The following is a 12,987-nucleotide window of genomic DNA, read 5'->3' as shown; positions in this document are numbered from 1 at the left end:
ATACGTCTTATAACATGCTGGATATCTATAATTTCTTGGGCAGAAAACAGCGAATTTACGGTAGCCTGTACATCTGTAGTGGTAGCTTTTACCACTTGCACTTCTTCATCAAAGGTTGGGTAATCTAAATTAATGGCAAACATAAAACGATCCAGCTGAGCTTCTGGTAATGGATACGTCCCTTCTTGTTCTATTGGGTTTTGGGTTGCCAATACAAAATAAGGCAAATCCAACTTATAATTATGTCCTGCCACAGTCACCGAACGCTCTTGCATGGCTTCCAGTAAAGCTGCTTGGGTTTTAGGTGGTGTTCTGTTAATCTCGTCTGCCAGAATAATGTTAGCAAAAATAGGTCCTTTTATAAATTTAAAATGTCTGTTTTCATCTAGGATTTCACTTCCCAGGATATCACTGGGCATTAAATCTGGTGTAAATTGAATGCGTTTAAAATCCAATCCCAGGGTTTGGGCAATGGTATTGACCATTAAGGTTTTTGCCAATCCTGGTACACCTATCAAAAGTGCGTGGCCTCCAGAGAATATAGAAATCAATATCTGGCTAACCACTTGATCTTGACCAACTATAACTTTGGCGATTTCTGATTTTAGGGCATGATATTTTTTTACTAAGGCTTCTACTTTAGCTACGTCGGACATATTTATTTTTTTAACCAGTTACTAGAAAATTCGCAATCCCTATGTTCGCCATTAATTTTAATATAGGTTTCCATGATTTTTTCGTCTTGCCATTCTTCTATTACTTTAAACCTCTTTTCATTTAAAGCTAGTTCTTTTATTTTTAAGTAATCTTTGGAATAGTCAGCAACGTGTTCGTCCACACGATCGCTTACTTTCATGATTTTAAACTTAATATTGCCTGTTCTACCTCTTTCGGTTACAATTAAACTTACTTCATCTTCTTCCAAATCCTGGATTTGACCATAAAGTTCTGGATCCATTCTGGTAAGTTCAAAATTGTAATCCTGTGTCGCTGGATTGATTAAATAACCTCCTTCGCTCTTGGTCTCTTTTTCATCACTGGATTCCCTTGCCGCATCTTCAAACGATATATCTCCAGCAATGATACGTTCCCTGATGTTTTCTATTTTGGCTTTTGCTTCGTTTACGGCTTCTTGAGATACTTCTGGAATCAATAAAATATGACGTACATCGTATTCTTGACCTCTAATTTTTTCCAAATAAATGATATGCCAACCAAACTCTGTCTCAAAGGGCTCGGATATTTCACCTTCTTGCATGGCAAAGGCAACATCCCTAAACTCTTTTACCATTCTTGGTTTTTTTCTGTATAAGGTATAGAGTCCTCCTGTTTTAATAGATTCTTTATCGTCTGTATACAATACAACTTTAGAACGGAAACTTGCTCCGTTTTCCAAGACATCGGCTCTAAATTGGTTTAGCTGGTCTATGGCTTTTTGAACATTCTCAGGAGAAGCTTTTGGCTCAATAACAATTTGAGCTACTTTCAATTCGGTACCAAAGGTTGGTCTTTCATCTTCTGGAATTTTATTAAAGAACTGTCTTACCTCTTCTGGAGTCACTTCCACTTCTTCAATAATTTTCTTTTGCATTTCGCTGGCCAACTTATTGCTCTTATTGATTTCAAACATTTCATCCCTAAAGCTTTTTTCGTCTTCTTTGTTATAAAAGGCTATAAGTTCTTCCATGGTTTTCCCAGATTGTGCCAAAAACTGTTGCAATTGATAATCTACAGCTGAACGAATTTCCGCATCTGATACAACAATACTATCTTGTATGGCATGATGTGCATACAATTTGTCTTCCAGTAATTTACCAAACAATTGGCATCTGGTAACACCTTCCATAGAAGCTCCTTGTGCTTTAAGCTGAAGGATGGTATTATCGATGTCTGAATCTAAAATGATGTAATCTCCAACTACAGCTGCAACACCATCAATTTTTCTTGAGGATGTTCTATCTACAGAATCTGTTTTAACAACTTGGGCTTCTTCTTCATCTTCAATAATGATCTGTGCAGAAACGAATTGTGATACTAAACAGAACAAACCTATTAGTACATACTGGTTGAATTTAATTGTAGATTTCAAATTTTTTATTTTTAATAGCATCTTTAGTAATGTCTTTTTCTAATTCCCTAATGAGTTCTAACTTTCGTTTGTTGATAACAATTTTATCTATTGTTGGTTTAACATATTCCAGTGGTGCTGTGCTATTTCTAAGTAACACATCGTTAATATGCACCAAATATAATCCTAATGAGTCTTTGAGTTGTATAAAATTAGATTTTTTTAACAGTTCGTTTCTGTTTTCACTGGTAATTGGAGGGATTTTATCTACCACTTGGTCGGCTTTTACCCAAACAGAATCTTTTAATGAAAAAGATTTAAACTGAATGGAAATGGAATCCAGCTCTTTTTTATCTGTCTCGTTAAAACGCTTGAATTTGGTTTCCACATCCTTTAAATCCAATCGGTTTTCGTCTATGTTAATATATCTTAGTTTTATTAGGTCTTCATTTAAAACAAACACCTGTTTGTTATCGTTATAATAGGCTTCCATTTCCTCTATGCTCACCACAGTATCAATGTTTTTGGCCACCAAAGCTTCCAAATAAGCTTTGGAATACAGATCGTTTTTATATTCCATGGCCAATTTATTGAATGCTTCCTGTTTGGCTTCGGTAAGGTTGCGCTTGGCTCCACTTACCAACAACTGCTCGGTTGCCCAACGATTTATGAAATTTGTAACAACCACAGCACTGTCTTGAGATGACATGCCTTCTTTTAACAAAGACTGAATGTCTTCCTCGTATAAATAAGTGTCGTTTACCCTTGCAATCGCTTTTCGGTCGTCTGTTTCTTTAAAAAAATCGCAGGACTGCAACAGCCAGGTTAAAGCAAGTATAAATAATATCTTGGTTGTTAATCTCAATAGATTATTTGTTTAATTGTTTTTTTACTCTTTCAAGCACATCTTGGTTTACATTTACCTGGTATTTTTCTTCCAAGCTCAAGATCCAATTGGCTTCTTTATGGTTTTGGAAATCACTAATAACGGCACCTTTAGCCTCTTCGAAACTCTTTGTTTCTTTTGGCAGCACTTCTTTTACATTGGCTACAATATAACCTTCGTTAAATTTGTATATGTCTGAAACACCTGTTTTAAATTTAAAATCTGCTGGTAAAGATTGATGTTGTGCATCCATGATTCCTGATGTGAAGATAACATCTATTTCACTTTCTGAATTTATGGCTGCTTTAATTTGTTCTGGTGTTTGATTGTTTTGCAGTAATTTTTGAACTTTTTTAATAGTGGTTTTTTTTGCCGAAGAAGCTACCACTGCATCCACTCTTTGATTCCAAAAGTAATTGTCCTTATGGTTGTTGTAATACGTTTGCAAACCTACAGAATCTTTTTTAGCTGCGTTCCATATTTCGGTTTCCATTAAATCGAACAACAACAAACCATCCCTATATTCTTCAACAATATAGGCGTAATCTTGGTTTTCCACTTCCAACCTCTCTTTTTTATATTGCAGCAATTCGTTTTCCAAAAACGCATGGTAGCTGTTAACCACTAGGGTTTTTATGCTCATTTTTGGCATTTGGCGTCTTTGGTTTTTTACCAAATACTGGCCAAAGTCCTCATAAACTATTTGCTTCTCCTGAATTTTGATTAATGGTTCTTGAGCTTTAAAATCTGTTGGAAGCACCCATTTTCCAATAAAGTAATTGTCATTTAATATGGATTCAAAATAGCTTAAATCTGGTGTTGCATCACTTACTTGGTATTGTTGTTTTAGGTTGTTCAATAACGACTCGTTAATTAACTGCGAACGGGAATCCCTTTTAACTTTCTCTTCAAGTTCAGCTTTCATGTCTTCAAAAGATGCAACCGGTTTTTTTCCATAAAGCTTAATAATGTGCCAACCATATTCGGTTTCAAAAGGTTTTGATATATCTCCAACATGTTCCAGGGCAAATGCCTGGTTTTCAAATTCAACAGAACTCAATTGTCCTCCGGTAAATGGAGCCAACATTCCACCTTTGCTTGCTGAACTTTGGTCTTCGGAAAACTGTTTGGCCAAAGCTTCAAAATCTTCACCTTGCTGCAGTTTTAAATAAATATCGTTAATTCTGGATTCTGGCTTATCGTGAGGCCTATCTTTTTTCTGGTTGCTAATCATAATGTGTGCCACTGTTCGTTCTCCACGTGACTCCCTTTTGTCCTTAACCCAAACAATATGATACCCAAACCTGGTTTTAAATGGCATGGACACCTCGCCTACTGGTGTGTTATATGCAGCTGTTTCAAAATTGTACACCATTTTAAATGCTGAAAAATAGCCTAAATCTTCGGCATAAACGGTTTTTCCGTTATGGATGTCTTTTTTAACTGTTTCAAAACCTTCTTGCATCACTCTATCGCGCAATTTCAGCAACTTATTGTAAGCTTGCAAGGTGTCTTCTGGGGTTGGGTTATCATCTAATCGAATAAGAATATGGCTTGCATCCACTTCGGTGGTCATTCTTTTGTAAGCTTCTTCTATCAGCTCGTCAGTTACTTTGGAGTCTGTTAAATAGTTACTTGCCAATTGCGATTTGTAACTTGAAAGTTCGTTTAAGTAAGACGGTTTCTTGTCCAAGCCCAAAGCTTCAGCTTCTTTTAATTTAAGTTTGTAATTGATAAACAATTTTAAATATTCGTCCACATCTTTTTGTGACTCGTCTTTCACCAAATCGATGTTTTTATTGAAAACCCTTGTAAACTCAGAAACATATACAGGATCGTTTTCAACAGTAAACAGCACTTCATCGTTTGGGTTTTGAGCATTGCTTGCGAAAAAACACAAAGAAAAAACTGCAATTAAAAAATATTTATTCATGTTGTTTTTTATTTTGATACGATTGCAAAAGTAGTAATATTAAGCTATATAACAAGCTGCATTAACAAACGGTTTTGAAAGTTTTTTAGTATCTTGGATTTATCTGTTTTTAAAAATTAAAATATCGTATCTTTAATATCCTAAAATGAAATTGTCATGAAATATACCACTGAAATTGTTGTCCATATTCCATTAAACGATTTTATTAAAAAATTAAACCACGCTGAAAACATGAAGCATTGGCAACGAGGTTTGTTAGGTCATGAATTTATTCATGGAACTCCGGGAGACATTGGATCTAAAATGAAATTGAAATACCAAATGGGCAAAAGGCAAATGGAATTGGTTGAAACCATTACCCACAAAAAATTGCCTTATGAATTCCATATGATGTATGATGCGAAAGGCATGCAAAACATTCAAGAGAATTATTTTGAAGAAACACCCGAAGGGCATACTAAATGGACAAGCATAAGCGAATTTATCCCATCCAGTTTTATGCTAAGAATGATGACCTTACTTATGCCTGGAACTTTTAAAAAACAATCGAAACAATACATGCAAGATTTTAAGAATTTTGCAGAAAAAGGAATTTCCGTATCACATGAGAAAACTTAAATTGATTTGGGACTTTAAAGGTCCAGATGCTGCCACAACAGCCGAACACCATAACATACATTTAAAGGAGTATATTACAGCAAAACAATTGCCATTGAACATTACTGGTTGTGAAGTGTTGAACGACATGCATGCCATTGCGTATATGGTTGTTGATGAAGCAGATATGAAGCCCATTCGTGATGCTTTAAAACCTCATAGAGGACAAGTTTACAATGACCAATGAAATTTCAAATTCCAAACCCATAAGTCAATAAAGTAGGTTATTAACAACTATTAAATTGAAGTTTATAATGATGAGCAAGAATGCTGCTACAGTGTTCATTTTCTAGGCTTAGTTGGAATTAAGCATTTTAGTTTTTTAAATCTATTTGTTTTAAATTTTCCATTCTGTTTCTAATCAAAAATGCATCAATTGTTTCAAAATGCTCTATAACTCTTTGGTCTTTAAACTCGAACACCTTTTGCGACAAGCCTTGCAGAAAATCCCTATCGTGAGATACTAAAATTAAAGTTCCATCGAAGGCTAATAAGGCTTCTTTTAAAACATCCTTAGATTTTAAATCCAAATGGTTTGTAGGTTCATCCAAAATAAGCAAGTTTACTGGCTCTAAAAGCAATTTTACCATAGCCAATCTGGTTTTTTCCCCTCCAGAAAGCACACTTACTTTCTTGTCTATATCGTCTCCTCCAAACATAAAACGACCCAAAATATTTTTTATCTGGGTTCTAACATCTCCTTCTGCAACCTCATCAACTGTTTGGAACACAGTTAAATTCTCATCCAGTAGAGAGGCTTGGTTTTGTGCAAAGTAACCTACCTTAACGTTGTGTCCCAAACTACATTTACCTTGAACCTCAATTTCTCCCATAATGGCTTTAATCATGGTAGATTTACCTTCGCCATTCCGTCCAACAAAACATACTTTTTCACCTCTGGAAATAGACATGTTGGCATTTTTAAACACCACATGATTTCCATAGGATTTACTTAAATCCTGAACTGTTACAGGATAATCTCCCGAACGTATGGATGGTGGAAAACGCAGTTTTAAAGACGAAGTATCTATTTCATCAATTTCAATAATCTCAAGCTTTTCCAACATACGCTCCCTGGAACTCACTTGATTGGTTTTTGAATAAGTCCCTTTAAAGCGCTCAATAAAAGCCATATTATCTGCAATAAACTTTTGCTGTTCCTGATAGGCTTTTATTTGATTGGCTCTTCGCTCTTCACGTAACTGCAAGTAATGCGAATAATTGGCTTTGTAATCATAAATGCGACCCATGGTTACCTCAATGGTCCTGTTGGTAATATTATCAATAAATGCTTTGTCATGTGAAATTACCATTACAGCTTTGGCTTTGTTGATTAAAAAATCTTCCAACCAGATTACCGATTCAATATCGATATGGTTGGTAGGCTCGTCCAAAAGGATTAAATCTGGTTTTTGAAGAAGGATTTTTGCCAGTTCTATCCTCATGCGCCAACCACCACTGAATTCACTGGTCAATCGATGCAAGTCTTCACGTTTAAAACCCAAACCCCTAAGTGCTTTTTCCACTTCGGCATCGTAATTGACATCTTCTAGAGCGTAGTATTTTTCACCTAAATCGGACACCTTTTCAATAATGGACATGTATTCATCCGATTCATAATCCGTTCTGGTTTCCAAAGCCTTATTTAATTTTTCCATTTCATCCCGCATCTCAAAAATATGCTTGAACGCTTTGGAAGCTTCTTCAAAAACAGTACACTTATCTTCGGTCAATAAATGTTGTGGCAAATAGGCAATTACAGCATCTTTTGGAAACCTAACATGACCACGAGTAGGTTTTTGTTCGCCTGCAATAATTTTCATCATGGTTGATTTTCCAGCACCATTTTTGCCCATTAAGGCAATCTTGTCATTTTCATTTACAACAAAAGACACATCTTTAAACAAGGTTTGTCCACTAAATTCTACTGCTAGCGCATCTACTGAAATCATGTTCTATTTTTTGAGTGCGCAAAATTATGCAAAAGAAAAGATATAATTTAAAATTAAACGCGAAGAATTCCACATAATGGCAGCAATCCATCTGCAATAAAGCAATGACAGGCAGGAATGTATCTGTAACTGGTTAAGGCAATAATTGGAAACTTTGTTCCAGAACCCTATAGAATTGGGGAAAACAATCTGGCCAATTTATCCAAGAACCTGTAAACTGCCGGTCTTTTTTCCCACTCTATTAAATCCAGTTGCGAAGTGTCTTCCACATCTTTATAAAAGGTAGCTTTTAATTCTTCAGCTATTTCTTCATCATAAACAATGGCACCAACCTCAAAATTCAGATCAAAACTCCTAACATCCATATTTGCTGTTCCAACAATGGCTATTTCATTATCAATAACCATGGTTTTTGCATGTACAAATCCTTTGGTATAACGATAAATTTCCACACCAGATTTTAACAAGTCCAAATAATAGGAACAAGCAGCAGCATTAACCAATTTAGAATCTGAATTGTTTGGGACTATCAATTTTACCTTTACACCACTTTTTGCAGCAATAAGCAAAGCGTCCATGATGCTTTTGCTTGGTATAAAGTAAGGTGTGGTAATAAGCACTTCCTTTTCTGCTAAATTAATGGCTTGCAACAATGCAAATTTAATGGTTGGCACATCGGAATCTGGTCCACTGGCAGTTATTTGGACATATTTATCTTGTTGACATTGAAATGATTGATAATCTGGAAAGAATTTGCTATTGATTTCCATTTGGTCTTGTGCGCAAAAATTCCAATCGCATAAAAACAGGTACTGTAAATACCACGTTGCAGGTCCTTCAATTTTTAAATGGGTATCCCTCCAATACACTTTGTTTTTGTTAGGCTCTGTATTAATGTATCTGTCGCTAACATTGATTCCTCCCACAAACGATGTGTGTCCATCTATAATGATGATTTTTCTGTGATTTCTATAATTGATTCTATTGGCAAAGGCAATAAGTTTTATTTTGTAAAAAGGAAACACTTTAACACCACCTTCACGTAACCTTTTTACTTGTTTTTTTCTAATGGAACGACTCCCGAAATCGTCATAAATAAACCTTACCTCAACACCTTCAGATGCTTTTTTTAAGAGCAGATCAATAATTTGAACTCCAATGTTATCATCTTCAAAAATATAATATTCTATATGGATGTGCTCTTTGGCTTTTGCAATGCATTCCAGGACATCTGGGAATTTTTCTTCACCATTGATAAGCAATTTTACGTTGTTATTGTTTGTTAAAGGGCTTAAATTATCTTTTAAAATAAGGTTTACCAATTTTTTGTTTTCTTGAACTGCTTCATCCCCTTCTTTTAAAACACCTTTGGAATATGAAATGAGCTCTTTTTCCAGGTTTATCTGAATGTTTTCATTGGTTTTTAATTTTTTATCGTACATTTTCCGGATGCGATAATTCACTCCAAAAGAAAAGTAAATTAAAATCCCTACAATGGGAACAAAGATTACCAGCAATAAATAGGCTAAGGCTTTTGTTGTGTTTTGAGTGTCTTCAATTACACGATAGCTCACCAACATTAAAACAATAACATAAATTATTTCCAGGATTAAGATATAGTCCATAAATTGAAGTACTTAGTAGTAGGTATTAATTGTTGTTGACACGTTGCAAATCTAAATCATGAAAATCGAAACTAAAATCGATATTTGGCGAAATGCCTTTCATTTTAATGCTTTGCGCTTTGCCGTTTTCGTCTAAATAAAACATCACAAAAGCATCTGCATTCATATCTTGATACTCCCATTTAACAGCAAAGGTATTCGCTTTATAATATTGTAATTCGCCATTTAACTTAGGAGATCGATAGGATTTAATCCAAAGCTTTCCGTTTTTATTGAACACTTCCATCTTTCCAAACCAATTATCCTTATATATGCCTAAAAAATCTTTTTCGTTTATTTTTACTTTTTTATTGGCTTGAACCGTTTCCCAGACCTGCTTGGTAACAAGATCCCCTTCTGCCTGTCTTTCCTTAAAATAGTTATAAAATTTTTCGGTCCATTGGTAGTCGTCCAATCCTAAATAACCATCTACAATAGTTCTGGAAACTGCCAGAAAAACACCTGCACCTCCTGGTTCTGTATTGGTAAGCACAACCACTCCAACATTTAAATCTGGTATTAAAACGGTTCTACTTAACATGCCTGGAAGCCCTCCTGTGTGAGAGACAACCATGTTCCCCTTTTTATCTGTTAAATCCCACCCCAAACCATATCCAGCAAAATGAGAATTATACCTAGGATTTCTATTAACATCTGTAGTGGTATGTATTTTCCACATTTCATGCTGACTTTCAACAGAGAATAATTGTTTGTTCAGATTTTCGCCATATTTCCCTTGGTTTAAATGTTGAAGCATCCACTGGGACATATCATTTACGTTGGAATAAATGCCTCCAGCTGCGCCATTTATCATTTCTTGAAAATTTGGCAGCACTTTAAAGTCGCCAGTTGCCGTATTGTGTGGCAAGGTCAAATTACTTGTATCTTCAATAAGGTTGAGAGCAGCATAGGAATTATCCATGTTCAAGGGCTTAAAAATCCTTTCTGTGATAAAAGCTTCCCAAGTCATCCCACTTTTTCTGGCAATAAGTTCTCCTGCTACTAAATACAACAAGTTATCATAATCAAACTGAGTCCTGAACGCTGATACTGGCTTGAAATATTGAAAACTGGAAAGCAAATCGTTTATTGTGAAATCAGATCCATCTGGAAAAAACATTAAATCTCCAACCCCTAAGCCAAGCCCACTTCTATGTGTAAGTAAATCTTGGATATTAAAATTCTCGGTCACGTAGGCATTGTACATTTTAAATTCTGGAATGTGGTCTATTACTTTATCTGTCCAATTTATCTTTCCATCTTCCACCAAAAGCGCCAGAGCTGTTGTTGTAAAGGCTTTACTATTGGAGGCAATGGCAAAATTGCTGTGTTGGTTTACTGGTTTGTTTGTTTGTTTTGAAAGCACACCATACCCTTTTTCATGAATAATATCACCATCTTTTACAATGGCAACAGCAACACCTGCCACATTAAACTTATCCATGGCATCTGTAACCAGGCTATCTACTTGTAAAGGGGATAATTGCCCAAAAGCAGAAAAGATCAAAGTAAGAAAAAGACTTGTTGATAGTAAGAAACGCTTTATCTGTAAGGAATTCATATCATTGGTTGGTTTTAATTAGAAGTTGATTTTAAAGGTAATTATTTATTGGTTATTATCCTATTTATACTTTTTAAACACCTTAAATATTAAAAAGTCCATAAAAGCCTGTTTGGATATTTTAGAGATCAAAAACAGGATCATTTTTAACCATAGTAATATTTGTAATTTTCTTACATTTTTTCCTTTTATCGGATTTTTTTGCATTTTGTAGATGTTTTTTGAAATATTTATCTATATTTGTCTCGATAAACAATTTAAAACTAACTCCAATGAAATTAATCTACCCTAAATTAACCACAAGATATTTACTTGTGTTTTTATTTTTCACCATTAGCTTTTTGAATGCACAAATAAGTGATTCTGAGAGAGCTAACGAGTATTTGAACCAGAAAGGTGAAGTAAACTTTAATTTTCAAATAAACGACCCTTCAGAGCTTAAAGAATTTACATCGAACATGTCTATTCTCAATTATGACCCAGCAACCAAAACTGTTTATGCTTGGGCCAATACAAAACAATTTAAACAATTTGAGAGATTAGGTATTTCATATAAAGTAAAAGCTGAAGACAATGAAGCTTATGGTATTGTGATGAGCAATGAATTGCCTACAAACCAAAGAATGGGACCTTACCCTTTAACCTTCCCATTATCTGCTTATCCAACTTATGCAGATTACGAGCAACAGATGCAGGAATTTGCCATTAATCATCCAGATATTTGTGAATTGGTTGATATAGGTGGAACAACCGAAGGGGTTGCTGGAGGAGACAAAAGATTGTTATTTGTAAAACTATCTGATAATATTTCCACAGCTGAGGCTGAACCTAAGGTGATGTATACATCTTCTATGCATGGAGATGAGATCACAGGATACCCTTTAATGTTAAACTTAATCAATTATTTTATTACTGCCTACAAAGACACAGGACATCCGGATCATTTCAGAATAAAAAATTTAATTGACAACTCTGAGGTTTGGATTAACCCGATGGCAAATCCAGATGGAACATATTATAATAATGCTTCAAACACGTCTGTGGCAAACGCAAGAAGAGCCAATGCCAATGGTGTGGATTTAAACAGGAACTATCCAGATAACGTGGCTGGACCACACGATGACGGTAACCCTTACCAAGTAGAAACACAACACTTTATGACCTTAGCAGAAAATAACCATTTTGTTTTGTCTGCTAATTTCCATGGAGGAACAGAAGTGGTTAACTATCCTTTTGATAATACCTATACAAATCATGCTGACGACGATTGGTTTTTTCTAGTAAGTAAAGAATATGCCGTAAACTGTCAAAATGATGGTCCAAGTGGATATATGGATGCCACTTATGCAAATTCCCAATGGCCAGGAGTTACTGAGGGAGCTGATTGGTACCAAGTATTTGGTGGACGTCAAGACTTCATGAACTTTTATCATCAATGTAAAGAAATTACCATTGAGCTTTCAAATACTAAATTAATTCCATCAAACCAATTAGTAAACCATTGGAATTATAACAAAGAAGCTCTTATAGAATATTTAATTCAAGGAACCTACGGTTTTCAAGGTTTTGTTAAAGATGCAGTTACTGGAGACCCTGTTGAAGCTACCGTTACACTGGTTGGTCATGATGCAGTTGGCTCTCATACAGTAAGCAGTTTGCCTTTTGGGGATTTTTACAGACCCGTTATAGCTGGAACTTATGATTTAAGATTTGAGTCTCCTTGTTATCAAACATTTACACTTACCAATCAAACCATAGCTAATTATCAAACCAAAACTTTAGGAGATATTTTATTAACACCTTTAACTGTAACAGCTCCAACCAGCTTAAGTACCTCTGGCACAGATTCCAGTTCTACGAATGTTAGCTGGACAGCAACAACTGCAGATAGTTTTGATATAAGATATAGAATGGTTGGAGCCCCATCTTGGACAGAAATTTTGGGAGTGACTTCCAATCCATATCAAATTACAGGATTGTCGCCAAATACCACTTACGAATTCCAGGTAAAATCCTATTGTGGCTCAAACAGCACTACTTACTCTGGTTCACAACAGTTTACAACTACCAACATTAATTATTGTAATGCTCAAGGTAATAATGTTAACGATGAATATATTGGCAATGTTTCTATAAACGGCACAAACCACAATACCGTTTCAAATACCTCTTCTGGTTATTCAGATTTTACTGCAAGCTCCATTTTCCCAGATTTAGATATTGTTTACAATGCCACAGGAAACTCCATTAGTGTAACTAAACATTG

At 35.1% G+C, this 12,987-nt stretch carries 10 protein-coding genes; 3 read left to right on the top strand and 7 right to left on the bottom strand.

Features of this window, described 5'->3' with window-relative positions:
- The 4 genes from AACY93_RS13195 to AACY93_RS13180 all read right to left on the bottom strand — a co-directional run.
- The coding region (locus AACY93_RS13195) for an AAA family ATPase (RefSeq protein WP_339612138.1) at positions 1-656 on the bottom strand (656 nt) is incomplete at its 3' end.
- 2 nt (positions 657-658) lie between these two features.
- Entirely contained in the window at positions 659-2,089 is a 1,431-nt protein-coding gene (locus tag AACY93_RS13190) for a peptidylprolyl isomerase (protein WP_316928591.1), read from the bottom strand.
- Positions 2,073-2,933 (bottom strand): peptidyl-prolyl cis-trans isomerase, encoded by an 861-nt coding sequence (locus AACY93_RS13185; RefSeq protein ID WP_007651437.1) that lies wholly within the window; start codon positions 2,931-2,933, stop codon positions 2,073-2,075. Before AACY93_RS13185 ends, AACY93_RS13190 begins: the two co-directional genes overlap by 17 nt.
- 4 nt (positions 2,934-2,937) lie before the next feature.
- Positions 2,938-4,887 carry a peptidylprolyl isomerase gene (locus AACY93_RS13180; protein WP_286853178.1) on the bottom strand — a complete coding sequence of 650 codons (1,950 nt, stop codon included), beginning with the start codon at positions 4,885-4,887 and terminating at the stop codon, positions 2,938-2,940.
- A gap of 156 nt (positions 4,888-5,043) precedes the next feature.
- Here AACY93_RS13180 and AACY93_RS13175 point away from each other — a divergent pair, with 156 nt between their 5' ends.
- On the top strand, positions 5,044-5,505 hold the full coding sequence (locus tag AACY93_RS13175; protein WP_007651434.1) for an SRPBCC family protein: 462 nt from the start codon (positions 5,044-5,046) through the stop codon (positions 5,503-5,505).
- Complete coding sequence (locus tag AACY93_RS13170; protein ID WP_040492501.1) at positions 5,492-5,731, top strand: hypothetical protein; 240 nt, start codon at positions 5,492-5,494, stop codon at positions 5,729-5,731. The genes AACY93_RS13175 and AACY93_RS13170 overlap by 14 nt, the downstream gene beginning before the upstream one ends.
- A 127-nt stretch (positions 5,732-5,858) precedes the next feature.
- On the opposite strand, the gene AACY93_RS13165 is transcribed toward AACY93_RS13170, so the two are convergent.
- The 3 genes from AACY93_RS13165 to AACY93_RS13155 all read right to left on the bottom strand — a co-directional run bounded on the left by AACY93_RS13165 (position 5,859) and on the right by AACY93_RS13155 (position 10,721).
- Entirely contained in the window at positions 5,859-7,496 is a 1,638-nt protein-coding gene (locus tag AACY93_RS13165; RefSeq protein WP_286853179.1) for an ABC-F family ATP-binding cassette domain-containing protein, read from the bottom strand.
- Positions 7,497-7,663: 167 nt separating this feature from the next.
- Positions 7,664-9,121 carry a cardiolipin synthase gene (cls, locus tag AACY93_RS13160; RefSeq protein WP_286853180.1) on the bottom strand — a complete coding sequence of 486 codons (1,458 nt, stop codon included), beginning with the start codon at positions 9,119-9,121 and terminating at the stop codon, positions 7,664-7,666.
- Positions 9,122-9,146: 25 nt separating this feature from the next.
- Entirely contained in the window at positions 9,147-10,721 is a 1,575-nt protein-coding gene (locus AACY93_RS13155) for a serine hydrolase (protein WP_287006609.1), read from the bottom strand.
- 272 nt (positions 10,722-10,993) lie between these two features.
- Here AACY93_RS13155 and AACY93_RS13150 point away from each other — a divergent pair.
- Positions 10,994-12,987: M14 family zinc carboxypeptidase (locus AACY93_RS13150; RefSeq protein WP_287006611.1), on the top strand; the 1,994-nt coding region annotated here is incomplete at its 3' end.

The sequence above is a fragment of the uncultured Xanthomarina sp. genome (genome assembly GCF_963971605.1).
In the GTDB taxonomy this organism is placed as follows: domain Bacteria; phylum Bacteroidota; class Bacteroidia; order Flavobacteriales; family Flavobacteriaceae; genus Xanthomarina; species Xanthomarina gelatinilytica.
This window is presented reverse-complemented; position numbering and strand designations above follow the sequence as displayed.